The following is a 26714-nucleotide window of genomic DNA, read 5'->3' as shown; positions in this document are numbered from 1 at the left end:
TGTCTTATTTTAGATACAGAATCTTGTCAAACATGCCTTTTTCCTGCGCGGAAATCTTATGGGCAACCTCAATCACGGCCACCTCGGGGTTCTGCAAAAGAATCCGGTGAATCTGCAGCGATAATTTCGCATCTAGCGAGCTGGTGGCTTCATCGGCTAATAGAATAGGACGTTCAGCCAACAGGGCCCGGGCGATTTCGATTCGCTGAATCTGACCGCCGGAAAGATTGCTGCCGTTTTGGCCGACCTGGTAGTCTAAGCCCTTTTCTTTTACTAAAGCGGATAGACCCGCCTCTTGTAAGACCGCGGTTAATTTATCCGGCGCAACGCTTTTGCCCAAGGTAATATTAAAGGCTAAATCGCGGTCAAAGATAAAGGGTTTCTGGTTGATGTAGCCAAAATAGTCGTGGGCGTTGTTCCAGTCGCCGGCGATATCTTCCTGATCAATTTTGATTGATCCGCTGGTGGGCTTCAACTGACCGACAAGCAGGCGCAGCAGGGTGGTTTTGCCCCAGCCGCTGGGCGCCATCAGCATGATTTTTTCCCCAGGTTTAACGGTGAAGCTGACGCCGGCAAAAATTTCCTGTCCGTTTTTCTTGTAGGCTAAGTTGCTGACAACCAATTCATTAAAAGTCTGGGGCTCTTCTTGCCGATCAGCTGGCGTTTTAAAGTTAAGCGCCCGTTCAACCTTATCCCACATCGGCTTGGTGGACCTGATCTGGTTTAACTGGTCGAAAATCATCGTCACGGGGTTAATAAAGTCGTTTGATAGTTGGACAATCATCACAAGCGTACCGGCCCCAATCTGACCTTTGAACATCAAGATGGCACCGACGAGGAAGGGAACAATGAAGCTAAAAATATCGGCAACTGTAATGATAATCGTCGATACTGCTCCTTGAGTATAGTTTAATGCTCTTAAAGCATCTTCCATTTGCCGGGCTTGCTTAATGACGTAAGAAACAACGGGAATTTGAATATCATAAAGTGCAGCAGTTTTAGAACCGTTAATCGCATCAGCTACGGCCTGGGTATAGTCGGCATTCCTATTTTCCCAGGCGGCCGACTTGGACTGGATGCTCTTGATGAAGAACTTTTGAACAAAGCCGGGTATTGCCGTTGTAACGACGAAAATTAGCGTCAACAGCCAGGAGTTAGCCAGACCAGTAATGATTGATACCAAAAAGGCGATTGCCTCGGAAATAATCATCAACTCGTTGGTAATCTTGAGGGCCTCGATCTGCTTCAGGTCATTGGTCATCAAGTTCAAACCGTCCTTTTGCGAATCAGCCTGCTGTTCGATCAGGTAGCGGATGGTTTTGTTTTTAATTGCAACATTAATATCGCGCACAATGTCACAGCGAATATAGCGGTAGGCAAAGTTAGTGCACATTATTGCAAGCAGAACCCCGGCACCGATTAGTGCGATTGTGACCAATTGGCCCAAAGTACCGTGGTGGTATTGAGCACTGTTAAGCATGATTTTTGTGACGTAGGCGATGACAACGTTGCCACCGCTACTGATGCAGGCCAAGAGAACGTAAAGCGCCAACTTGCCCTTGTTAGCAAATTTTAACGACATAATAAGCAGCTTTCTGACCCCATTAAAATGATATTTTTATTAAATATATCATAAAAATAAAAAAGTGCAACAGGCTGACGTTGAATTTTGTGTCCAATGTGTTTAAAAGGGTATGTGAATCCATGCAAAAGCACATAAAAATGTCGAATATGACTTTTTTGCCAAATCTTCTCTAAAAAGGCTATATTAAAATAAATAAAATATTAAAAAATGGAGAAAGAAAATGATCAAATTTAATGTACGTGGCGGTGCAGGCGACGGCACCAGGCCCAACACCGATGCTCGCCCGCAGGACAACCTGTACCTGGCCGTGAATTCAAAGTGGATGAACGATAATCCCGTTCCCGCGGATGAACCGTGGATTAGCAGTTTTTATGCGGTCGACCAGCAGGTGCGCAAGCATCTGCTCCAGGACTTCGATGATTTTGCCGCTGGCAAGAAGCCGCTCCCAGCGCTGAGGAACTTTGCCAAGGCCGTGGCCATTTACAAACTGGCGAAAAATGCACAGAAGCGCGATGAGGATGGTACTGCGCCCATTAAGGACGACCTGGCATTCTTAACTGGACTGTCCAGCCTTGCGGACGTCAACAAGAACCTTAAGAAGTTGCTGCTTGAGTACGTTCTGCCCTTTGAGTTTGAGGTCGCTCCCGACTTCAAAAACGCGCAGCTGAACGTGACGGTTTTTAACCGGCAGGAATTGATCCTGCGTGATCCTAGCTACTACCAGGATGACAAGACCGCGCAGCTGCTCGGTATTTGGGAGAAGCAGACTGCGAAATTATTGACGATGGCGGGCGTCGAGGAAGAAGAGGCCGCCGGCTATGCCAAGGCCGCCGTTGAGCTGGACCAGCGCATGGCGCAAGTTTATAACACGGCCGAATACAACGCTCAGGTTGAGAATAATTACCACCCCGTGAGCGTAGCGGAGTTTGCAAACAAGAGCCACAACCTGGACCTGGCCACGCTGCTTAAACAAACGGGTCTTGACAAGACCGCGCTGATAATCGTCGGCGAGCAGAAATACCTGGACCACTTTGATGATTTGTTTAATGAAAATAACTTTGCCGCATTGAAGGGCTGGCTGGTTGGCCGCTTCATCAATGATGCTGCAAACTACCTGTCGCACCAGTTCAGAAAAGCTGCGCTGCCGTTGACCCAAGCGATGTTTGGCATCGATGCGCTGCCTTCGGACCAGCGTTTTGCCTATAATCGGACCAAAGCCATGTTCGACGACGTGGTCGGCCAGTACTACGGCGAAACCTACCTGGGCCGGGAGGCCAAGGCCGATGCCACCGCGATTGTCAAGAACATGATTGCGGTGTACGAGGAACGCCTAAGGGCCAATACCTGGCTCTCGAATATAACCAAGGAGAAGGCAATCAAGAAGCTAGACACCCTGGTGCTCAAGATCGGCTACCCGGACAAGGTACAGAAGTTCTATGATTTGTTTGAGGTGATCCCGGCCGAAGAGGGGGGCACCCTGTATGCTAACGTTAAGGCCAATAAACGAATCAAAATCGAGGATAATTTTGGCGACTTGCAGCACCCGGTTGACCGCACTAAGTGGGTCATGTCGGCCGTCGAGCCGAACGCCTGCTACGATCCGCAGACCAACGACATCACCTTCCCGGCGCTGATCCTGCAAAAACCGTTTTACAGCCTGGACCAGGACCGCGCGGCCAACTACGGCGGCTTTGGCAGCGTGATTGGACACGAAATTTCCCACGCGTTTGACAATAACGGTGCGCAGTTTGACGAGGCAGGCAACATGAAAAACTGGTGGAGTGCTAAAGATTTCGCCGCGTTTAACAAGCGCATCAAGGCCGAAGAGGACCTGTTTGATGGAGTCGAAATCGGCCAGGCGAAGTTAAGCGGCAAGCTGACCGTCTCCGAAAATATTGGCGACCAGGGGGGCTTGACCGTTGCCGTTGAGGCCAACAAGCAGGAGGGTGGCAATAGCCGCACCCTCTTTGAAAACTACGCTCGCGTCTGGGAGACAAATGCCAAGCCGGAATTCCTGCAAATGCTTGCCGCAACGGACGTGCATGCGCTTCCACAAGCGCGGACCAACGTCCAGGTGCAGTGCCAGGATGAGTTTTACCGGGCATTCAACGTTCAGCCGGGCGACGGCATGTGGCTGGATCCGGAAAAACGGGTCAAGGTTTGGTAAAAAGATAATCACAGATGAAAGTTAAAAGACCTCCCCTCCAGTAAGTTGTACTGTGAGGGGAGGTCTTTATTCTTATAAAAACATATTTATTTTTATTGCAGATTAATTCATTGAAATTAACGATTATTGACTAACCGGGTAGTTTAAATTGCTTGACTAAAATCCTTCTAGCTTAAAGCTTAAGTGAAGGGCTTCGTTAGCCTTAATTTGAAATTCAGGATGAACAGGGGCACCCCAAGAATCGTCTCCACCAACTCCCATTTGCTTAGCAAGAATTCTCACCCTTGTACAATATGGTCGTGGCAACTCATATTGATGACGTGAATTCTGAATCTCATATTCACTAAATGGTAAAACGCTTTGTTCAAATGGAGTATTAAGCGCGGTAAATTTCAGACCATGACCTTCATTGTCAGTCACGGTTAGCCAGCGTGTTTCACGATGATTTCCAGCTTCCTGCGGTACTAAATAGGGCGTAAAGTTATCTTGGGCAGTTCCGCTGTAAATGCCTAGCTTGACGCCATTATCACGGTCTAGATAATTTTCATCAGGACCGAAGCCATAAAACATATAATTGTCATAGATTTTAGGCAACCTAAAATCTATACCAAAAGCTGGAATATTAGGTAAATTATTATAACCAGGATAAGTTGCTGAGATAGTCACTGCACCATCTGGGGTAATAGCATAAGCAATAGTATTGTAAGCTTCTACAGGCAATTTTAGTTGAAACTTAAAGGTGACAGTAACCCTTGTAGCAGTTGATGAAATTTGAGTATCTACTAATTTTTGATACTTACCAGCCAGTAGCCATTCTCCAGATTCAAAACCAGCAGTATAGCCATCGTCATTATTGGTAAGCGCACGCCAATAACTAGTTTTAGGAATCTCAGAAATAAATTCCTGACCATTGTATTTATATGAGCTCAAGCCTCCATGTGCTTTTGATAATTGTACGCTGAAGTTCTCACCGTTTATGCCAATATTGGTACTTCCAATGACTAAATGGAGTTTGTCTTGGCGAGAAGATGAAAAATCCGGCAAAATGCAATGTTTGAGTATCTGTTGGGCAAAACATGTTTCGAACCCCTTGTTAGCCCACTTTGTATCGTTTTTAAGTTGAACTGATATTTCAGCTACATATTCGTTTTTATCATCTTTGCCTTGAGATTGTAGCCAGTTTAAAGGCTGATATAGGCTTTCACCTGGATTAACTGATAAACAAAAGTCTTTTTGCCACATTGAATGGCCATTTTTTAATATTTTGGCAACAAAAACCAGGCCATCGGTGGTTACAAACAGATTCTTGTTATTTACGGAAAAACCATTGCTGTCAATTTTAACTTTAATGTTGGAATAATTTTGTTTAACCTCTGCTGCTTTGGGTGATGGGGTACGGTCTGCAAGAAGGATGCCATTACCACAAAATTCATAGTCACTTGGACGATCATCCCAGTCGCCACCATAAGAAAGGCATTTTTTTCCATTAGGATCGAGGGATAAAAGTCCTTGATCAATATAATCCCAAATGAATGCACCTTGATAATTAGGATATTTATCTTCGAGATCTGTATCAAGCTTCATGCCACCAGTAGAATTTCCCATCGAGTGCATATATTCGCATTGAATAAATGGTCTATTAGGATGCTCTCTTAATTGTTTAGCGCAATCTTGAGGTTTCCAATACATTTGGGTATCCATATCTGAAAATTCTTGGTACGCTCCGCCTCTGAAGAAGCCTTCATAGTGTACCAAGCGCGAATGATCGTGTTTATGAAACCACTTAGAACTTTCGACTAAATCTTTGCCAGCATATGATTCATTTCCCAAAGACCAAATGAGTATTGCCGGATGGTTCTTATCTCGTTGAAACATGGAATTATTGCGATCAATGATAGCTGGCAGCCATTCAGGATGATCTCCGGGTATATTCCAGTAGTCTCCTAAATCGTCTATTTGTAGCCAACAGCCGTGAGTTTCTAGATTAACTTCGTCAATCACATAAATACCGTACTGGTCGCAAAGCTTGTACCAAAGTGTCTGGTTGGGATAATGTGAGGTTCTGACTGCATTTATGTTGTGTTGTTTCATAAATTTGATGTCAAAAAGCATATCTTCTCTAGTAATACTATGTCCAAAGCGATAGTCGAATTCGTGGCGATCAATACCTTTAAAAATAATTCTTTTACCATTAAGAAGCATAATGCCGTTCTTTTTCTCAAATCGTCTAAAACCGATTCTTGTAGAAACTGTTTCAATAATGTTTCCATGATCAATAATACTAAGAATTGCTTGATATAAGTTGGGTGTTTCAGCACTCCATAAGGCAGGTTCAGACAGCCTAAAACTTGTCTGATTTAATTGTTCAAAGGATAGAGTACGATCTACTACAGCTGTACTAGCAGAATCCATTAATTGTAAATGAAATCGAGTTTGTGCATCCCAATTTTCAACATCGGCTGTTATGCTAAAAGTACCCTCAGATAAATCAGTGCTAAGTTCAGAATGACAAGTTAAATCTTTGATATAGGTCTTTGGTACAGCATAAAGATATACATCACGAAATATCCCAGATAATCTAATCATATCCTGATCTTCTAACCAACTGGCACTGGAGTATTTAAAAACCTCGACGGCTAATCGATTGGTACCGTTGACTAAATAGTCACTAATTTCAAATTCGCTTGGGGTGAAGGAATCTTCACTGTATCCCACGAAGTTTCCGTTTAACCAAACGTAAAAAGCGGTTTGGACGCCTTGAAATGATAAAAACACTTTTTTATTTTCAAAACTATCGCTAAGCTGAAATTGTTTGACATAACTAGCTACTGGGTTCGATTTTTGAGGAATGGCAGGTGGCACCAATTCTTCATGTCCGTCCCAAGGATACTGTGTGTTAACGTAAATTGGGCTGCCATATCCCTGGAGCTCTAGTTGGCCAGGCACCGTGATATATGAAAAGCCGCTGTCATTAAAGCTGTTTTTGTAAAAATCTAATGGTGCTGTTGACAAGTTTGAAGCCATGTGTACTTTCCAAGTACCATTTAGGCTCTGCTTTAAACTGGTTTTTTCTTTAGCAAGTTCTGTTGGATTTTTGTAAAATTCAAAATCCGCATGGGCTGGCATACGATTAACCTCAAAAACCTGAGGATCGCTTAGCCAATCTAAATTGGGGGTTTGTGTTCTTGTACTCATAATGCCTACACTTTCCTAATGCTTTATCAAAAAAGACAGGAAAAGTTTCCTGCCTTAATAGCTAGTAAAAATTAATTGTTTGTCTTTTCTGTTTCAGGCCAAACCTTGTCATAGTCCACACCAATGATTTCTTTGGTGGTGCGTTTAACTTCTTCGGTTGCATCTGCTTTAGAGCCACCAGCCCGAAGTCGTGCAATTTCATTGATAATAATTGTATGACTTTGCTTATTTAGCTTGTAACCAAATGAAATAAGCAATGCAAGGAGAATTAAAGCACCTGAACCAAATAGAATGACATTTAGTATTGCATTTTGCGTTGCAACAGGCTGGGTAGCTGCATTCTTAACAAATCCGTTGTTGTCAAGATACATACCAATAAAAATACCAGATAGGCCAGAAGTAAGACCACGTACGAAGCTGATGACTGCCTGGAAAGTACCAGCCTTATTCTCACCATTAAGTAATTCACCTAAGTCGGGCATAAATGGGAACATGTTCCAAGGTAGGAACCAGTCAATAGCTCTTGAAATGATGAAGAGCATCATCATAATGAATAACAATACAAAGGCATTTTTAGGTTGTAATTTACCCAAAGTATAGAGAACAATAAATGTAATCAAATCTATTCCTAAAGTGATGCCGTAAATCTTGCGTGGCCCGAATTTCACAACAGCCCAGCCACCAAGCAAAGTACCAATAAAGCCAAAGCCGGCAAAAGACATAATGTAACCAGCCGTTGTGGCTGTGCCATGTAGACAGAAGACAACATAATATGTCCAGACCATACTCATTACGTCAAAACCAGTAAATGATAACAGGTAAATCAAGATTTGTTGAGTGTAGGATTTAACCCGAAAGACACGAATGTAGTCTAACAACTGCCGGCCAAGAATTTTCCAGAACGAACCTCTAGGTTTATTTTCACTGGATGATCCATTTTTTTCTGCTTCTCTTTCAGCAACGCTTTCAACCTGATTAACCGGCATTTCCCAGGTGTTAAAGGCAGTAAGCCAAAGTCCGAATAGGTATACAACACCAAAGAAAACAGCATTGAGAGTCAGTGCCATAGCACTGTGCTGACCGAACACTTTAAACAATTGCGCAGGGATGAAATTTGCAAAGAAGTTAGAAAATGCAGCAAACACTAATCTTGTTGTAGAAAGCAGCGTCCGCTCGTTAAAATCAGTCGTCATTTCATTTGGTAAAGTTGAATATGGCACAGTGATCATTTGCTGAATTAACAAGAATGCTAAGTAAACAAAGAAGTAGTACCAATAGCTCAAGCCACCAAACCATAAACAAATATAAGAAAGAATAAATGGAGAACCAAAAATCAGAAAGAAGTGGCGTCTGCCAAAAATCTTGCCCAGTTTAGTGTGGTAAAAATTATCAGTAATTCCACCTGCTACTAAGCCAAAAACAGCAGTTACCCAGCTGCCAATTGCTATAATAGAGGCTCCTTGTGTAGCCGATAAATTACAGAATGACGTAAAGAAGAACAGCATCCACGCCGATTGAACGGCTTGTGCGCCACCACTACTAAAATCTGTTAATCCATAACATATGGCTGTCCAAAGAGTGATTTTTCGCTTTGTATAAATTCGTTTTGAAAGTTTATTCATTTTTAAATAAGTGCTCCTAAATCTAGTAAGAATCAATAAGTGATTCAACATTTAGGAAGCGGTTCCGATATGTATTGTAAACATAAATGCTATAAAAAACCAGTTTTTTTAAAAAATATATTTGTTAAAAGACACGTAAGAATTTATAAGCAACAATGGCTATATCAAACAATAAAAAATTTGAAAGAGTGGTCTAAAACATACATGTTAAAAATAAGTTATTGCTTGGGTTAGAAGCTATTATTTTTTGTCATATTGGTATAGTCCAAAACAACAAATGTTAAGTTGTTTTATAAAAATTACTGTGGTAAATTTTTAAACGTGGGAGCGGTTCCATCGATCTTGCTAATAAAGTTAGGAGAAGTATTAATGGATTCTAAGGAATATACAGTTTCAAAAAACGAATCTTTAACGGATTTTTTGTTATCGTCAATCAATTATGAACGCCAAACAACGGTTTCGCCACGGAAGTTTCGTGAGGGTCTTCGCCCGAGTCCATATGAATACGAAATGAAGGGTATTGATAATGAGTATCCAGGTCGAGCATATTTTTTAACTCACAAAGTAATTGATAATCAAAAATTAGACCAAACTATTGACTATACTAAAGTATATTCTGGCTTTGAAGATGATTTTGTTACTTTATCTACTGACGTACCAGTGCCAACTATTCTCAGATGCTGGGCTAAAACTTATATAGATATGGATGAGTCGAAAGAAATTACTTTCCAAATCTCAACTCCAGGCGGAATGAAAATCTGGGTTAACGACCGTTTAGAGGCAACTTATAAAAACTATACGAGAAATACTACCAAGGCTAAAAATATTGAATTGTCTTTGGACAAGGGTAGCAATGAAATCGTTGTTTATTTTGATGATCTAGCAGAAAGAGATGCAGACTTCATCTTCTCGATGATCAATTTAAGCAATGAAACTTTGCGTGGTCATATTCCTGTAAAAGACGCTGCAGATATTGCAAATGCTCAGGATGCATTGGCGTCAATTTGCTTTTTGAAGGACTACTATGACAAGGACGACATTAAGTTTTTTGTTGATTCACCAATAAATACCACTTTGAGAATCCGGTTTAATCCGCCGGCAGAAGACCCATATGGCGATATGCAAAGTGGCAATATTACTGAATTTAAGCAAGGGGATCGTAAAGTAGAAATCACCAAGGGTGCTCATGATTACATTATGGGCAATACTTATGACTTCCAGTTTGCATCACTTACCAATGTCGAATTCGGCATTAAATTGTCAGATAATTCTTGGGTTACTAGAGTTATTAGGCTAACTGTCTACAATACGCAAAACTATGAGAATGTAATAACCGGCAGAACGCTTGAAGAACGTAAAAAACAAGCACTTGAATATTATGCTAAACAAAATCTTGATGATGTTAATATTGCCATGGTTAAGATGTACTTAGGCAAGCCGCTCACTTACACAAAGGGTCACAAGCTGCCTTTTGAGCTGGAAAGCGCGCTCAATCTGGTTAATAATCATGGGGACTGTTCGGACTTTATTTTGGCACCGTTGCTTAGCTTCTTGATCAAGTATCCTGATAGAGTACCAGATTCAATTAAGGAAACGCTAAGAAAAACATGCTTGGAATTTAGATATTGGATTGATGAACCCGGTAATGACGTGATGTGGTACTTTAGTGAAAATCATGCACTGCTCTTTCATATTGCACGCTACTTTGCTGGATATCTATACCAAAATGAAGAATTTAGCGTAAGCAAGCATAGTGGACAAGAGCAGTATCAACTAGGTAAAAAGCAAATTGAGGACTGGTTTGATGAGTTTTTCAAGTATGGGTTGGCGGAATGGAATTCTTTAACCTATATGCCGATTGACCTCATTGGTTTCTTTAGTTTATACAATGCCGCACCAGATAAAAGCATTAAGGCGCTCGCTAAGAAGGGGTTGGATTTTTGCTTCCAAATTATTGCCATCAATTCATTTGGCAAAAATTACGCCTCAACTTATGGCCGGGTTTATGAACACAATTTGAAAAATATTTCTTTAAGTGAGATTGCCAGTCTATCAAAGGTAGCCTTTGATATCGGCTGCTTTAATGATGCTTTGCGGGATGCTGCACCATTTGCGCTTTCAGACTACGTTCCGAACGAAAAACTGCGTAAATTATTTGTGCCATCGAAGCCAATGAAATTTGAATATGTTCAAGGAATCAACCATGCTCATTCATATATTTACAAGACGCCAGAATATGCAATGGCAAGTGTAATTAACTATCAGGTTGACGAGCACGGGGTTCAGCAACATAATATGAATGTGGCGTTAAAGGGTATGATTAATAACATTTGGATAACTAATCCAGGTGAGCATAAATACAGTGGGGATCATAAACCTAGCTATTGGGCAGGAAATAATAGGGAACCACAAATTAATCAATACGATAACTATATGTTCATGACTTATCGATTGACCAAAGAAGATTTTCCGTTTATTCATATGTATTATCCATTTTGGGAATTCGATGAGGATTTAGTTGGTAAAAATTGGGTAGCATTTCGCAAGGGCAATTCTGCTTGTTTCATTCATTTTTCTAATCCGATTAAATTGACTAAATTTGGTCCAGAAACTAACAGAGAATTTATTAGTGATGGCACAAAGCACTCTGTGTTTATTACCTGCTTTACTGTAGATGGTAAACTTCCTTCAGAAGACGAATTGCTTAAGCGCTATCAAGTAGATGATGTTAAGCATACGGTTAAGACAAATGAGCACTTGTTTAAAGTTGAGCCAAAAAAACTATTGGTTGATGATCAAGAAGTAGCAACTGATAATGTCAAGTACCTAAAAATTGGTGACTTTGTAGAATGATGAGTGGAAGGCAACTATGGAAAATGTTGTAATTGGTATAGATTTTGGCGGGACTACTATTAAGTTTGGAATGGTTACTAAAAGTGGTCAAATCAGAAGCAAATGGTCCATTATGACACCTTCTACAACAGATCCAATGGATACGATGAAAATCATTGTTCGTGAAATTCGTCAGCATGTGGCTAATAATAACCGACTTCTAGGAGTTGGATTAGGCATCCCCGGTTCTGTACGGCTAAATACGCGGCAGATATATGACTGTAATAATTTAGGCTGGAATGATAATGTTGACATTATTACGCCACTTGCCAATAGTTTGAATGTACCAGTAGCAGTTGAAAATGATGCTAATGCTGCAGCAATTGGGGAACAATGGCAGGGATCTGGCACCGCCAAAAATTTGTTATACGTCACGCTAGGTACCGGTGTAGGAGCAGGTATTGTGATAAACAATCAGCTAATCCACGGTGGAACTGGAGCTGCTGGAGAATTAGGACATGTTATTGTCAATTCCAAGGGCCCTGAATGTACTTGTGGGAATAAAGGCTGCCTAGAAGTATTTTCTTCTGCTACGGGAGTAGTGCGGCTCTACCAAGAGGAGATCAATGACGATAACACAGCTATTACAGCAAAAGACGTATTTGATTTGGCTAAACAAGACTGTATACCAGCAAATAATGTGATTAATCAGGCTTGCGATTATTTAGGCTTAGCTATAGCAAATGTAGTCAATGTTTTAAATCTTGAAGAGGTAATTATCGGTGGCGGTGTTTCCAATGCTGGCGAATTTCTCAGGGCAAAAGTTGAACAAGCGATGAATAAATATATTTATTCTAGCAATCAAAACTTTACTGAAGTTAAGTTGGCAGCTCTTGGCAATGATGCTGGTATTTTAGGTGTAGCAAAATTGGTCTTGAAAAGTAGAGCAATTAGTTAATTACTAAAGTGCTATCTTGATTTAAAATTTATAAATATTGTTTGATCTGATTTTAAAGGGTAGATAGAGGTGGAACTTTATCTCCCCTTTTTATTTAGGCAGGTGAATTAAGGTGAAAACGCATTTGAGCTTAAAATTAAGAGGTGCTTCTTCTAAGGAAGCTGAAATTGGTAATGGAGTGATAAAAATCTCATTTGATGATGAGGGGAAGGTTAGCCATCTAAGGTATGAAGGCAGCGAACTGCTTGCAAACTTAACTGGGGAACCAGATGATCCTGATAAATATAATAGTTTCTACTGTGACTATCATATAGGTGCTAAGGCAATTAGACTGCATCCTACCTCGCTCAAAATAATTGAACAATCTGAAGAGCGTATTCACCTTGCATATATTGATGATACCGGACAATTAGGCTTAGAATATCATGTTATTGTAAAAGATAGCGATGCTGGAATTTATTTTTACGTTAAAGCTTGGAGCAACAGCAAAACAAGTTTTCATATTAACGAGTTACGCACGGTTTATCGCTTAAATAGTTCTTTATTTCCCATTGCTTACAATGGTGTAAGAATGGGCGTGCAACCGACTTCTTCGCTCATGTTGCAAGGTGAGAAATTGCAGGATGAAACTTTTTTGATGAAATATGGATCCCTATATGATAGTAGTGTGGTTTATTCAAAATATGATTATGCGGGCTATTTCAAGGATACAGATTTTTGGGGTCAATATAGTCCGAGGCTAGGTTTTTGGGTTATTGTGCCTGATAAAAGTGCTTATGGATGTGGTCCATTAAATCAGGACTTGATGGTTCATTATGATGCTATTACTTTGAATTATCTAATCAGCGAGCATTTTGGCAAAGGTATAACTGAAGTAAAACCTGATTTTCAAAAAATGTATGGCCCTTGGTGTATTTATCTTAATCACGGAGATATCCAGGATGTGAAAAAACGGGCTGCTTTTGAAAAAAAGGCGTGGCCTTATGATTGGATTAGTGAACGAGAGTATCCTAACGAACTGTATACTGTTACCGGGAAGATTGTTTCTGAATATAATAAAAAGAATTGCACTGTGATTTTGACGAATACAAGCATTGAGCGCATTCCAATTGATCATCAAAAGTCCAATTTTGTATATTATGCAGATACCGATAATGAAGGAAAATTCAGGTTAACTAATATTCGACCTGATAAATATTTCTTATATGCTTATGAAAATTTTTCTGATGATTTAGAAGTTCGCTTACTAAAAGAAATAATAATTAATAATAATGCAAACTTAAATACTTTCAGGATTGAGCGCAAAACAGAGACAATCTGGCAAATTGGCTTGTGCACACATACCACAGCTGGTATGAAATTCAGCGATCAACTTAGAAATTATTGCTGGAAAGATTTGGTGCCGTCAAATTTGGATTATTATGTTAATCAGGCTAATGATTGGTATTATCTACAAAACGATTGTGGTGTATGGAAAGTTCATTTTAGCAAAGAAGATATACAGTTTGATGGACAAAATTACGAGCTACAAATTTCTCTTGCTGGAACGACCCAAAAAAACATGGAAAATAATGATGGGTGTGAAGCAAGCATTAAGCTGAATAATAATTTGATTTCAACACGTGTTTTTCCAAATGATAGAGCTGCTTATCGATCGGCTATGCAAAGTGGTAGTCATCATTTATGGAAGATTAGCATACCTGCTGATAAAATTTTGAATGATAACGTTGTAAGTATAACTACTAATGGCTATTTGATGTATGACACCATAATTTTGGTTAAAAAATTAGCAGCATTAAGGAGATAAATGATGAGTGAAAGCAAGAATGATACGCGCCATCTTTCAATGGGGGGTGAGGGAACAAAAATACCTTTATGGAGAAAGTTAGGCTTTTCAGCATTTCAACTATCTAATGTGATGATTACGTTGATCACTACTTGGCTAATGTATTACTATACAACATTTTTGAAAATACCAATTGTAATTGTTACCCTAATGTTTACAATTGCAAAAATTATTGGTGCGGCAATAACGCCAATTTATGGCTATGCCTCAGATCGGTTGTATCAAACAAAATTCGGCCGGAAACATGGACGAAGAAAATCAATGTTCTTGATAGGGATTCCGTTAAAAGCAATTACATATATTTTAATGTGGATTCCGGGAATGCCACGCCTGTTATATTTTGCCTTTTTCTTACTCTATTTTTTGGTGACGCCTATGCTATCGACGTCGCAGTTGACCCTAACCTCTGAAATGTCCGAGGACTCAGGTCAGAGGGCACAGCTAGTTGGATTTAACCAGGCAGGGGCAGCTACTTCTGGAATTTTCGCTTCTTTATTTATTGCCTGGATTTTCAAGCTTTGTGGTCAAGATAATGCCAATAGTTTTCTCATTGCAGCGGTTGTCTATGATGTTATTGGAACAATTATGTTGATTGTTTTTTATAATTCCGTTTATGAGCGACCGGTAGATGAATCAACTATTTTAGAAAATAATAAATTGAGTTTGTGGCGGCGCTTGATCAATATTTTTTGGAATTTTGTTAGTGCAATTAGAATCAGATCATATTGGACATATTTATTGATGTGGCAATGTGAAGAATTATTCCGGACTATTCGCGGTGATATTAATACTTACTTTATTATTTTTGTCCTGCTTCTAAGTCCTACTGAAGTGGCCGTTTCGACAAGCGCCGGCTATTTCTTTGGCATCATATTTTTGCTTTTCTTTATGTGGCTGCAGTCAAAAACGAATGGCATGGTTTCATATCGTGTTGGTGCGTGGGGAGCGATTATTGTCTTTATTGGTATCTTTATGTTGGCAGTTATTAAGCCTGCGCAATTGAATATGTGGTGGATAGCTGCTATGATAGCGCTGAATTTTGGCATTACTGGGGTTGTTAATTCATCGCAATATATATTTACTTTTTTGCCTGATGTGGATGAAATGGTTACCGCCAAAAGACGTGAAGGCGAGTACGCTGGGGTTAATACGACTATCGATACAATCTTAGATTCTCTGTTCACTTTGATTGTTGGTGTTATTTTGCAAGTCACTGGCTTCAAAGCAGGTGTTAAGGTACAGTCGCCTGCTACTATTAACGCTCTACTGATTTTATATTGTATAGTTCCAATTATTTTATTGCTTCTAGGGATTGTTTTTTCTTATATTTGCAAATTGAACGTAGAGAATCATAAAATCATCCTGCAAGAAATTAAACGCTTGCGGAATGGTGGCTCCAAAAAGAATGTTACGGAAAAAACGAAGGCTGTAGTTGAAAACTTAACTGGTATGCCTTACGAAAAATGCTGGGGCAATAATAATGTTATGGACATTGCTAAAAAGATAGAAGATGAATATTGACTATGAAAAGCTTCCTGCTTGATTTTCAACAAAACGATTTTTCGATTGAAGCAAGATACTATTTTTGGAGCTACCCAAAGCCTGCAATTGGCTGGGAAGGCGGTGTGTATCGTCCTAGAACAGCTTATATTGAAAAAGATTACATTGTTCAAAAAGATTTGCTTGGTTTGAAATTGATTAATAAATCATGGCATGAAGAGGGTGAAGCATTACATGGGGACAACAAAACGCGTGCACATAATGTTTATGCTGAAACGCTTCACCTGGTTTTAGATTTAGATATTGCAAATTATCGGCTTTCTTTGCTCCTCAGCAATGACAGTGAAGATGATAATCAGGTGGATATTATGGTTAACCAGATTAACGAGAAAACAGTTCTGGTTCCTGCTAATGGTCAGATACATGCACAACTGAATATTGCTCTATCGGTAAACACTTTTGACTTATCCATAATTAATCATGTTTGTTCGCCCAGCTTAAGTCAGAGCAGAGAGACACATTTATGGTTAAGCCGCTTAAATTTAGAAGAGCTGCCATTAAAAAAGAAAACAGACAAATTAGGAATTTATATAGCTTCTGATTCAACTGCACAGACCTATTCCGGAGAAGAAGCTCCCCAATCAGGGTGGGGAGCCGAGCTATATCATCAAGTGAAAGGTGGTTTTGCAGAACTTAGGCAATCTTCCTTTTACCCCCAATCCGTTCGCTATGACTGTGAAAAGGCCTTTATTGATAATCGTTCAATTGGAGCTAGGTCTTCTAAAACTTTTATTTATGAAGGCAGACTAGAAGCAATTTTACAAGATATTAGGCCGGGGGATTATTTGCTCGTTCAGTTCGGCGATAATGACGCTACATCCTATCGACCTGACCGGTACGTTGCACCAATTAACTTTGCTAAGTACTTGCAACAATATATTGATGGTGCTACAGCAAGAGGAGCTAAGCCTGTATTGGTTTCGCCACCTGCTCAGTTTAAGTATGATAAAGATAAGCTCAAATTTAAACTCTGTTTTAAAGAATACCGAAAGGTGATGCAAACAATAAGTAAGCAGCAGCAGATACCTTTTATTGACCTGGGTAAAGAATCAACTGAGCTGTTAAATGAATTGGGATTTAATGGTGCGCACGCTCTTTATTTACAAGTTAAAAAAGCTGATTTTCCGAATTTGGATAATGATAAATATGATACAACTCATTTTAGTGATTATGGTGCCTTTATTCTTGGCAAAATCATAGCTAAACAACTATACCAATTAATAGGATCGTCGTATTTTACTGACCGGGAATTTAACCAAGATTTTAGACCATTAGTGGATCACCGGCATAATTTGATTCGTCTAAGTTGGCCAAGGGTCAAAGAGGCCGATTTTTATATTATTGAATCTTGTGATGAAGAAAGGCAGTATCTGGCAACAAGCGTTAATCCCAATGTTTCTTTCGAAAAAAATGGGCATAAAAAATTCGTGATTATTCCATACCATGATAATAAGCCACTGCCTGATAAAGCGATTATTAAGCTGCAATAGCGATTGATATGAATATTTGTTTGATTTATTAATAAAGAAGGTTTTGCACATGAAAACGCAAATACATAAATATGGTATTTTAGGAAATAAAGCTCTGTATGAAATAATCTTGATTAATGATAATGGTGTTAGGGTGAAGCTTCTTAACTACGGTGCTACCTTGGAAAAATTTGAGTTACCAACTGCTAATAGTCGAGAAAATATCATTATGTCCCTTGCTCGGCCGGAAGATTATGCCAAGGAGAGGAATTATTTAGGCGCTACGATTGGTAGAGTAGCTGGTCGAATAAAAGACGGAAAATGGGAATGTGGAAATAAAACTGTACAATTTCCACTAAATGATAATGAAAATTCTCTTCATGGGGGTGGCCCAATAGGACTTGACAACAGACCCTGGAATTTTGAAATAAAAAGAGATCGTAGCAGCGCTAGTGTGTGCTTTACGCTGCTTGATCCTGATGGGATGAATAATTATCCGGGGAATATGAAAATTTCTACTACTTACTCTTTAGACAACGACAATAACTTGCAGTGCAATATCACGGCTTATACCGATAAAATCACTTTGTTTAACCCCACTAACCACACTTATTTTAGGCTTGATGGTCCTAGCGAGAATGTTGAAGATTTAAGTTTACAAATTAATGCTGATTACTATGCTTCACTTGATAATGAAACCATTCCTACTGGTATTAAAAAAGTAGATGGCAGCATTTTTGATTTTCGCCGCTTTCAGCGATTAGGGGATGTGATTACTGGTAAAGGTGAGAAACAAATTGCAGTACGCAATGGGTTAGATCATCCATTCATACTAAACGGATGCAATCCTGCAGCAATTTTATTGTCAAACAAGACTAAAAGAAAGCTAACGATGACTACAGATGCGCAGGCTGTGGTTGTTTATACAGCAAATGATTTTGACCACCGTGGCGTTGCACGGGACTTAGGACAGCATGATGGCGTGACACTTGAAGCGCAATCTGTTCCTCAAGCGGGACATGATTTGGATGCGATTGTTCTAATGCCAGGCGAAAAATTTTCTCGAAATATTAATTGGAAAATTGAATATTAATTTTGGGAATAAAGCATCTTTAGATTTATAAAACGATATCAATTCAATAAAGCCATATTCCGATTCTAAGTCTGAATACGGCTTTTTTGCTGGCAATGAGCGAAGCCGTTGCGATTAATCTTTATTTCAGCAATTTAATGATTTGCTGCTGGGCTCGGCTTGCTTCTGGAGTGGGATAGACCGGGTAGACGTGGTTTAAATTATGGCCCACATGGAGCGTAACGGGGACAGCATTATGCTGCAATTTGCGGGTTAATTGTAGTTCATCGGGATAAAAGATTTCGCGCGTTCCTGTAAATATAGTTGTTTTAGGCAGGCCTGCCATTTTGCCATTTATTGGCGACAAGCGGTAATTGTGAGGAGATAACCTGCCTGCTCAGTATCGGCCATCAACCTTTAAGACAGGTATTTTTAGCATCGGGTCCGTTTTTTGGTACTTTTGTTCCGCTGGATTCGACTGGGTAATGTCAACCCACGGCGACAGGAGGATTAGCTGCTGGGGCAGCTTGATTTTCTTGTGCATGAAGTCTTGGGCTAGTCCCAAGGCAAAGCCTCCACCTGCACTGTCCCCTGCTAAAGCAATTTCTTTATTAGGGCAACGCTTAACCATCGTTTGATAGACGGCATCAATGGCCGCATACCCTTGTTTCCAGGTGGCATAGGGAGCAAGACGGTAGATTGGTACCCAGATCTGACTGTTGCTAGCAGCGGCAACCTTACCTAGCATTTTCCAGTGAAAAGCAGAAATCTGGTTGACGTAGGCCCCGCCGTGCAAGTAAAGCATTGCCTTTTTACCTGTAGCCTGGGGATTAATTCGGTAGACTGGAATTCCCGCCACTGTAATTTTGCTAATCTTTGTCTGCGGTTTCCAATTACTAGGCAATGCATATGGCGGTTCATGTTTTTGACTTAGCTTTTGCAGGCGCGTGTCTTCTTGCTGTGCTGATTGGCTGGGTAGGGCAACGCGTAAAACTAATTCAGAGACTGTTGCCATCAAGGAGCGTTGATAATATAAGCGTGAAACACCAAATAAAATTATGAATGCGGCTGATATTATGCTGATAATCGTTATAAGAGTGCGTTTGAATACTTTCTTTAGTGTTTTCATATTTCCTCCAGTTAGATTTTCTTGTTAATAAATTGGATTTAGCATTTATCAAAAACCATGTTGGCACGCGGAACATTGACTTTTAATAGACGCTAGAAATCTTGGGGAACCCAAAATAAGCATAAAACTATCCCATTAATTTTGGGCTTGAATTTTTATTGGTGTCAGGCATCGTTTAAAGATTTCATCAATCGCTGCCGCAATGATTTGTCGACCTAGGTCCAATTTATTCTACGACGAATACCTTAACGCGTTCCCGCATGATAATAATAGTTCTTGAACTGATAACGGCTTGCGTTTTTAATAAATAATTTTAGTCTAATTAGTTTGCGATATAAACCCACAATTTACTTGCTGCATTAGGTCTTGCTTTTTGGAAATTTTCCGGTAAAATATGAAACAAACTACATGAAGTATGCTTCATATTGAGGGGAAGGTGGAATCATCAAAAACCTGGTTAAAGAGAAGAGAAGAGAACGGGGCATGACGCAGCGCGATTTGGCCGAAAAAACGGGCGTGACCGAGCGCACCATCATCTCGGTTGAACGGGGCAAGTACAAGCCATCAATCGTTTTGGCCTACAAACTAGCGCAGGTTTTTGCTACCGATATCGAAACCCTATTTTGTTTAAAGGAGTATGTGGAAAATGACGAAGAATAAGAAGAGAAAACTGCGATACTACGCCGAGACCGTGTTTTTTATGCTCTGCACCGCCGGCCAGTTGTTCCTGCTGAGCCAGCACATGCTCAGGCATCTTGCCTGGCCATATATCGTAAAAGACCTCGTCTGGCTCGTCCTGAGCGTCGTGTTCACGCTGGGCACTTACTTTGCGGCCAAGGACGTGGGCACGAGCGAAGACCTTGATGCCGATGAGCGGAACAAGTACCTCAGCATGAAGACCGAGCAGCAATTGTTTAAGATTACGGATACGATGCTTTTTGTTCTGGGTTATGGCTTCCTGGCGGGGGGCGTTATCTTGTTCCAAAAAAGCACTACCTGTTACACGGCATTCGTTTTGATTGCAATTGCTGTAGTGTTGATAGCACTATGGAATTTGTTAATTGTAATTGAATTGGTCTTGTACTTTGTTAACGACTACCGCAATTAAAAAGTAGTAGACCAAAATAAGTTTCTGCTGTAATTTTCATTTCAAGGAGGTGTCTGAATGAAACTTGCCTTTACGCCGGCGACCGCGAGACGTGTGGCTGGCAGCCTTAATGAACTGGCCGCCTTTCTAGGCGTGCGCGATGTCTTGCGCCTCACGCCGGAGGAAATTCGCCGGGCAACAGGCCAGGAAAAATTAGACGGTCTAATTCTTTTTGGCGGCAGCATTCTGGCCGGTGCGGTCTTGCTGCACGAAGCCAAGCAGGCGGGGGTGGCCGACCACTACATGATTGCCGGCGGCCGCGGCCACACAACGGCCAAGCTGCAGGAACAATTGGCACGGCAGGCGCATTTGACTTTCGCGGGTGAACCGAGCGAGGCCGAGATGCTGGCGCAATTCTTAGACGCAAAATATGGTGACGGGGACTTTGTGCTTGAGACCAAGTCGACCAATTGCGGCAACAATGTGACTAGCAGCCTGGCGCTCTTTGACCAGCGCGGCATTGCGGTGAAGACGCTCGGCATCATCCAGGATGCAAGCATGCAAAGGCGGATGGCAGCCGGTTTTGCCAAAGTGAAACCGGACATCAGGCTGGTCAACTACGCGGCATATCGCACGAAGGTTGTTGCGCCTAACGGCCAGCTGTGTTTTGACTCAGCTCCTTTGGGCATGTGGTCGCTGGCCGACTACGTCACCCTGCTCATGGGCGAGATTCCGCGCCTGCACGACACGGCTAAAGGCTACGGCCCCCGGGGCGCCGGCTTCATTGCCCACGTCGACGTGCCGCCGCGCGTTCTTAACGCCCATCGTTATCTGGCCGAACAAGTCGGCATCAGCGAGCGCAGGGCCAATGGGGCCTACCGCGAGCAGCTGCCGGATGACTAAATTTAGTGGCACATTGTGGTAAAATATAGTGAAATTAACTGCTTTAATATTATGTTACGACTTGTTAAATTAGAGGGCCAATATGAAAAACAAGAAATGGAAAATAGTAAATACAATTTTAGGAATCATTTTCCTGTTAATGGCTGCCATAATCTGGTTTAGAAAGTACGATGGGGCGGGTGTTGCCAATACGCTGGGCAATAGGACTGTTTCGCTGGTGGTTTTGGGCGCGTTTATTCTCTTTGTTTTATTTATTGAGGTTGTCGTTTACTTGATTATGAAAAAAAGCAGATGACTTTAAAAAGTAATCAATTGAAAGGCTGATTTTAGTTGCGGGTAAGATTCATGAAAAAAATATTTTTAACGTCATATTTTGCGGGAACCATTCCGCAATTTAAGCAGTTTAGCGCAGAAAACCAAATTACTGCTAAAGAAGTAACGTTTATTACGACTGCCGGCAACGTCGAAGATTATACGGGTTACATCGATGAGGGTCGGCAGGCCCTAATAGATTTAGGCTATCGGGTAAACGACTTGGATATTACGCGCGAATCATTGACTAGTGTTGTCAAAAAGCTTTCCGCAGCCGAACTTTTATTTATTACGGGTGGCAACACTTTTTATCTCTTGCAGGAACTGAAGCGGAAAGACCTATTACCTTTGATTAGTGCGCGGATTGCTGCGGGCATGCCCTACGTGGGTGAGTCCGCTGGTGCAATAGTTATGGCCCCCAGTATTGAATATAATAAAATTATGGATGACTCCGCGGTTGCCCCGGAATTAACTGATTATAGCGGCTTTAGACTGACAGACTTTTATACTTTGCCCCACCTTAATGAGGAGCCTTTCAAAGAGACAGCTAAAGCAACCTTAGAGGCTTACCAGAATCAGCTAAAGATAGTAGTGCTTAACAACAGTCAGGCAATTATTGTTAATAATGAAGACTACCGCATTGTATAGGGAAGAGAATGAGTAAGAGCGTGCCAACGTGCACGCTTTTTTGGTGCTTTTAGCTAAAAGCACTTGACTTAGAGTTAACTCTAAAGAATATGATTAGTGCAAACCATGCGGCAAGTTGAGGCAGGTGAGTTATGGAAAAGCAGTATAAAATTAGTGAATTTGCCCGGTTGGTGGGACTTTCCCCCTATACGCTCAGGTATTATGAAAATGAGCAATTAATCATTCCGCAGCGCCGTCCTAACGGGCAACGCTACTATACCGAACACGATATCCAGTGGGTGGGCTTTCTGCTGCACCTCAAGGGCTGTGGCATGAGCATGAATGAAATCAAGGAATACGTTGCCCTGCGCAGCTGCGGCGATAAGACGATTGCCCAGCGCCAGGCCCTGCTGCAGAAGGTCAGGGCCAACAGCCTATCCAAGATTCAGGAAATGCAGATGCATTTAAGGGTTTTAACCCATAAGATCGACTGGTATGAAGGCAAGCTGCACGATTGTAATGAAGGCAGTTTTGCCAAGTATTTGCAACAATTTGAGGAGGAAGACAAAAATGAAAAATGAAGAAGTGAAAAACGGGGTGATTTTTCCCCTGGGCGAGGAAAATGTCGCTTATGCCGAAGACTTTATCGGCAAAAGCTACTTGGCCAACCTAGTTAATGATCCCAAGCTCAATGTCGGTGTTGGCAACGTTACCTTTGAACCCGGCTGTCGCAACAACTGGCACCAGCACCATGATGGCTTTCAGATTCTGCTGGTTACTGGCGGCGAAGGCTGGTACCAAGAATGGGGCCAGCCCGCCCGTCTGCTGCATCCGGGAGACGTGGTGGTTGTGCACAATGATGTCAAGCACTGGCATGGTGCAGCCAAGGATAGCTGGTTTGCGCACCTGGCCATTACCGCCGGGACCCCCGTGTGGCTGGAAGCAGTGACAGATGAGGAATATGAACAAGTCAATCAAGGAGAATAATATGAAAAAACAAACAGCAGGTCGCGACAACCTGGGTGCTTTTGCCCCTAAATTTGCCGAATTGAATGATGATGTCTTGTTTGGCGAGGTTTGGTCTCGTGAGGACAAACTGTCAGCCCGTGACCGCAGCTTAATCACCGTTGCCAGCCTGCTGACGCAGGGCGTGCCGCAGCTTGAGACCCACATGAGGATTGCCAAGACCAATGGCGTTACCAGGGAAGAAATGGTGGAACTAATTACCCACCTGGCCTTTTATGCAGGTTGGCCTAAGGCCTGGTCGGCGATGAATTATGCCAAGGAAATTTACGGTGAATAGTGTAAAAATAAAGGTTAATATAAAGGAGAAAAATAATGCAGCGCAGCAAGGTTATTGTCCACATGTACGTTTCAATTGATGGCAAGATCGATGGACCCTATGGCAGCGGTGTTTCCAGTACATATTATTCAGACGAGCTGTTTAACCTGAGCAATGCCGATGGGAACGGTCGCAACACCATTCAGATGTATGCAGCATCAGGCCATCCGGATCTGAGCAAGTATCCGACGGCGGGGATCACCTATGAAGACTGGCTTCCTGACATTAAGTCGGCAACCTGGTCGGTTTCCTTTGATCGCAAGGGCAAGTGTAATTGGACCAAGAATTACTTTGAGTATAACGGGCACAGGATGCATGCGCTCGAAGTTGTCACTAAGCAGGCGACCAAAGAATATTTGGCCTTTTTACGGTCAATGGATATTCCCTATATTGTTAGCGGTGAAGAAGACTTTGACCTAAGCGCGGTGCTGATCAAGCTGAAGCAGCACTTTGCCATTGATACCTTGGCTGTGTGCGGCGGCGCTGTTATTGACGGTGTTTTCTTGAAAAATCACCTGGTTGACGAAATTTCTCTGGTAATCGCACCGCATGTTAGTGGGGATGCCAATGAAAAGGCCGCCTTTGACACCCTGGGCCAATACGTTGATGACACATTTGCCATCAAGGAGGTCAAGCAGCTGGCCGATGGCGGGGTACACTTGATATTTAAAAAGCAATAGGCCAAAAAAGGCTTGCTAGTCATCATTATGATGGCGGGCTGCGTGAGGAGATAAAAATGATTATTGATACCGAAAAACTGCAAAAGCGCGTCATCGCCAACAAGGTGAAGCACAATTTCAGCACCGGTGACGTGAAGTTTGAATTGCTGCGGCTGTACGGCGAGGTCAACGAGCTCTTCGAGGCCTGGACCAAGCGCGACCAGGCCAACATCGACGAGGAGCTGGCGGACGTCGCCATTTTCCTGCTTTGCATCGCCGAGATGCTGGGTAGCGACCTGGGCGAGGACATTACTGCCAAGATGAAGGTCAATGAGGCGCGCATCTACAAGGACGGTAAGAAGACGTTAAAGGGCGAGTGACCAATACCGCCTGCACCGCCAAACCCGATAACAATAACATCATATTCTGCTTGCCAGTTAAAATCTGGAATTTGTGTAGTTAACATTTTTAAATCCTTTATTAAAGTAAAAAAGCATCTCTGAAAAGAGATCCTTTTTTAATTGAATAAAATTATTCCAGTCCTAGAATTGACCTGACCGCTCTGCGTCCTTGGTGAACGATGCCGCCGATTGCGGTACCCGAACCCGGATAATAGGAACCCAGCCACCCGCCAGCGTTGAGGCCTGCGGCGTATAGACCCGTAATCGGCTGGTTGTAGACGTCGAGCACGTTGCAATTCTTATTGATTTTGAGTCCGCCCAGAGCGCCCAGGTTGCCCGGCGTGTTGCGGTAGGCGTAGTAGGGGCCGGTGAACGGCTCAATGCCATTGCTGCGTCCGTATTCAGGGTCCCTACCCGTGGCCGCATTTTGGTTCCACGTTGCAACGCTTTTAACTAGGTTTTCAGCCGGTACGTTGATCTTTTTAGCCAGCTCCTCAATTGTGGCTGCTTCGATAACAAGACCGCTCTTAACGTCGCTAGCCAGTGTTTCTGCATTCCACGGACTAGTTTTGCCTGTAATCGAACTTTGGCCAAAAATCTGGTAGGTCGGCTTGTCCAGCTGCTTTTCCTGGTTGAAGATAGCCCTGAATTCATAGGCGTAGGTGGCGTCTTCGTTGACGAAGCGGAGGCCGTTGCCGTTAACGAAGATTGACGGGATAGTTGGTACGCGGTCATCGGTGCCGTTGCCCGTGCGGGCGTCAAAGTCGATGGTGCCGCCGAAACCGGTAACGGCTGCGCCAATGGCCATGCCCATGACAATACCATCGCCGCGGTCGGTCGCAACAGACCAGCAGCGGTGCGCCTTCACGTCCTCATAGTGCTGCGGGCTTAAGTCTTTGGCCAATTCGATATTTTGATCAATCGAAGCAGCAGCCAAAACGACGCCCTGACGTGCGCGCAGGTACTTCACTTGCCGGTCCCGGCCCTCGGTCACAACACCGACAACCTTGCGCTGATTTGGATCACCGCTTGTGATTAAGCCAATTGCTGCCGTGTTGTAGGTGATTTGGGCGCCGCGCTTCAATGCGTAGTTGAGCATATGCTGGGTGAGAATAATGCCGTTGCCACTGGCTCCACCACCTTCATAGACGTGAATGCGATCTGTAAAGTTCTTTTGGGCATAAGGAATCTCGGTGTGACCATAAACGTTGTTCCACTTGATACCCATCTTGCCCAGCCAGTCAATGTTTTGGGGTGAATTTTGGGTGAAATCATGAATTAAGTCTTCATAAACGCGGCCCTCGCCGGCCTTCATGTACTCGGCCTCATGGTTTTGGGGTGTATCATCCTGGTACTTGGTGGCTTCTTTTTGCAATTTGGTTCCGGCTGCTTGAATAACGCCGCCGGAGTAATTGGTCGTGCCGCCGGCAATGCCCTGCTTTTCAATGACCATGACGGAAGCATTATTCTCGGCGGCAGTGGCAGCAGCTGCCAGACCGGCGCCGCCAGCACCAACGACGATGACGTCATATTCACCGTCGTATTCGGGGATGTCGTCTTCAGTAATGATTTCCTTTAATAGCGGAAAGTTTGCGGGAGCGGGAATGCCGTTGTCTTCCGTGTGGGCACCGGCCTGGGAAGCACCGGTCAGTGCGTCCGCATTTGACTTAAGCACCGCCGCTTTTGACTGGCTGGCAGCCCTGATGGCAGCCAGTCTCAGTGCTCCAGTTGAAATTGACGCACCCGAGACGGCGTCGACCTCGACGGATTGTTCCTGATTGGCCCGGGCAAGCCACTGCTTGACGCCGGCGGCGCCAACTGTATCTGGGGATACGTTTTCAGCTGCAACGTTGACAATGGCACCTGTTTCTTCATTAACATTCACAACAGCGGTCAGTACGCCGTGGAAGCCTTTTTCTTCTGCACGATATTTAGTCATGATTTTACC

The 26714-nt window shown here is 42.5% G+C and carries 21 protein-coding genes and 1 pseudogene; 17 read left to right on the top strand and 5 right to left on the bottom strand.

The annotated features are described in order from the left end of the window. Positions 1-4: 4 nt before the first annotated feature. On the bottom strand, positions 5-1582 hold the full coding sequence (locus AC2JF8_RS04425) for an ATP-binding cassette domain-containing protein (RefSeq protein ID WP_500761410.1): 1578 nt from the start codon (positions 1580-1582) through the stop codon (positions 5-7). Positions 1583-1805: 223 nt separating this feature from the next. On the opposite strand from AC2JF8_RS04425, the gene AC2JF8_RS04420 reads away from it, so the two are divergent. Continuing rightward, positions 1806-3752, top strand: a complete 1947-nt coding sequence (locus tag AC2JF8_RS04420) for a M13-type metalloendopeptidase (RefSeq protein ID WP_500761408.1) — start codon at positions 1806-1808, stop codon at positions 3750-3752. Positions 3753-3908: 156 nt separating this feature from the next. Here the strand turns inward: AC2JF8_RS04420 and lacZ are convergent, their stop codons facing one another. Both lacZ and AC2JF8_RS04410 read right to left on the bottom strand, forming a co-directional pair. Next, positions 3909-6947 carry a beta-galactosidase, LacZ type gene (gene lacZ, locus AC2JF8_RS04415; protein WP_500761406.1) on the bottom strand — a complete coding sequence of 1013 codons (3039 nt, stop codon included), beginning with the start codon at positions 6945-6947 and terminating at the stop codon, positions 3909-3911. Positions 6948-7018: 71 nt separating this feature from the next. Next, positions 7019-8569: an MFS transporter gene (locus tag AC2JF8_RS04410; RefSeq protein ID WP_500761404.1), complete on the bottom strand. Its 1551-nt coding sequence runs from the start codon at positions 8567-8569 to the stop codon at positions 7019-7021. 369 nt (positions 8570-8938) lie between these two features. Between AC2JF8_RS04410 and AC2JF8_RS04405 the strand changes: the two genes are divergently transcribed. The 6 genes from AC2JF8_RS04405 (at position 8939) to AC2JF8_RS04380 (ending at position 18327) form a co-directional block, all read left to right on the top strand. Next, positions 8939-11422 (top strand): hypothetical protein, encoded by a 2484-nt coding sequence (locus tag AC2JF8_RS04405; RefSeq protein WP_500761402.1) that lies wholly within the window; start codon positions 8939-8941, stop codon positions 11420-11422. 16 nt (positions 11423-11438) lie between these two features. Then, complete coding sequence (locus AC2JF8_RS04400; protein WP_500761400.1) at positions 11439-12359, top strand: ROK family protein; 921 nt, start codon at positions 11439-11441, stop codon at positions 12357-12359. A gap of 124 nt (positions 12360-12483) precedes the next feature. Further along, on the top strand, positions 12484-14166 hold the full coding sequence (locus AC2JF8_RS04395; RefSeq protein ID WP_500761398.1) for a polysaccharide lyase family protein: 1683 nt from the start codon (positions 12484-12486) through the stop codon (positions 14164-14166). Positions 14167-14169: 3 nt separating this feature from the next. Beyond that, positions 14170-15726 carry an MFS transporter gene (locus AC2JF8_RS04390; RefSeq protein WP_500761396.1) on the top strand — a complete coding sequence of 519 codons (1557 nt, stop codon included), beginning with the start codon at positions 14170-14172 and terminating at the stop codon, positions 15724-15726. A 2-nt stretch (positions 15727-15728) separates the two neighbouring features. After that, positions 15729-17255 carry a GDSL-type esterase/lipase family protein gene (locus AC2JF8_RS04385; protein ID WP_500761394.1) on the top strand — a complete coding sequence of 509 codons (1527 nt, stop codon included), beginning with the start codon at positions 15729-15731 and terminating at the stop codon, positions 17253-17255. Positions 17256-17304: 49 nt separating this feature from the next. Further along, a complete protein-coding gene (locus AC2JF8_RS04380; protein WP_500761392.1) occupies positions 17305-18327 on the top strand; it encodes an aldose epimerase family protein in 1023 nt (340 codons plus the stop codon). Positions 18328-18448: 121 nt separating this feature from the next. Here the strand turns inward: AC2JF8_RS04380 and AC2JF8_RS04375 are convergent. Then, positions 18449-19321, bottom strand: a pseudogene (locus AC2JF8_RS04375) (alpha/beta hydrolase). Positions 19322-19876: 555 nt separating this feature from the next. Here AC2JF8_RS04375 and AC2JF8_RS04370 point away from each other — a divergent pair. The 10 genes from AC2JF8_RS04370 to AC2JF8_RS04325 all read left to right on the top strand — a co-directional run bounded on the left by AC2JF8_RS04370 (position 19877) and on the right by AC2JF8_RS04325 (position 24745). Then, the gene (locus tag AC2JF8_RS04370; protein ID WP_500761760.1) at positions 19877-20095 is read left to right on the top strand and encodes a helix-turn-helix transcriptional regulator; all 219 of its coding nucleotides are present in this window, start codon (positions 19877-19879) and stop codon (positions 20093-20095) included. Then, complete coding sequence (locus AC2JF8_RS04365) at positions 20082-20543, top strand: hypothetical protein (RefSeq protein ID WP_500761390.1); 462 nt, start codon at positions 20082-20084, stop codon at positions 20541-20543. Before AC2JF8_RS04370 ends, AC2JF8_RS04365 begins: the two co-directional genes overlap by 14 nt. Before the next feature lie 57 nt (positions 20544-20600). Continuing rightward, positions 20601-21425 carry a YdcF family protein gene (locus AC2JF8_RS04360; RefSeq protein ID WP_500761388.1) on the top strand — a complete coding sequence of 275 codons (825 nt, stop codon included), beginning with the start codon at positions 20601-20603 and terminating at the stop codon, positions 21423-21425. A gap of 82 nt (positions 21426-21507) precedes the next feature. Continuing rightward, positions 21508-21720 (top strand): DUF3923 family protein, encoded by a 213-nt coding sequence (locus AC2JF8_RS04355; protein WP_500761386.1) that lies wholly within the window; start codon positions 21508-21510, stop codon positions 21718-21720. A gap of 50 nt (positions 21721-21770) precedes the next feature. Next, positions 21771-22385 (top strand): Type 1 glutamine amidotransferase-like domain-containing protein, encoded by a 615-nt coding sequence (locus AC2JF8_RS04350; protein ID WP_500761384.1) that lies wholly within the window; start codon positions 21771-21773, stop codon positions 22383-22385. A gap of 131 nt (positions 22386-22516) precedes the next feature. After that, positions 22517-22945 (top strand): MerR family transcriptional regulator, encoded by a 429-nt coding sequence (locus AC2JF8_RS04345; RefSeq protein WP_500761382.1) that lies wholly within the window; start codon positions 22517-22519, stop codon positions 22943-22945. After that, positions 22935-23351: a cupin domain-containing protein gene (locus AC2JF8_RS04340; protein WP_500761380.1), complete on the top strand. Its 417-nt coding sequence runs from the start codon at positions 22935-22937 to the stop codon at positions 23349-23351. Before AC2JF8_RS04345 ends, AC2JF8_RS04340 begins: the two co-directional genes overlap by 11 nt. Before the next feature lies 1 nt (position 23352). Continuing rightward, positions 23353-23667 (top strand): carboxymuconolactone decarboxylase family protein, encoded by a 315-nt coding sequence (locus AC2JF8_RS04335; RefSeq protein ID WP_500761378.1) that lies wholly within the window; start codon positions 23353-23355, stop codon positions 23665-23667. 35 nt (positions 23668-23702) lie between these two features. Next, positions 23703-24386, top strand: coding sequence for a dihydrofolate reductase family protein (locus AC2JF8_RS04330; protein ID WP_500761376.1), 684 nt, complete (start codon positions 23703-23705; stop codon positions 24384-24386). Positions 24387-24442: 56 nt separating this feature from the next. After that, positions 24443-24745 (top strand): MazG-like family protein, encoded by a 303-nt coding sequence (locus AC2JF8_RS04325; RefSeq protein WP_500761374.1) that lies wholly within the window; start codon positions 24443-24445, stop codon positions 24743-24745. 151 nt (positions 24746-24896) lie between these two features. Here the strand turns inward: AC2JF8_RS04325 and AC2JF8_RS04320 are convergent, their stop codons facing one another. Beyond that, the gene (locus tag AC2JF8_RS04320; protein WP_500761372.1) at positions 24897-26705 is read right to left on the bottom strand and encodes an FAD-dependent oxidoreductase; all 1809 of its coding nucleotides are present in this window, start codon (positions 26703-26705) and stop codon (positions 24897-24899) included. Positions 26706-26714: the final 9 nt, after the last annotated feature.

The sequence above is a fragment of the Lactobacillus sp. CA30L genome (assembly GCF_059900845.1).
Note: the sequence above shows the minus strand (reverse complement) of the source record. Positions and strands in the feature narration are given on the sequence as shown.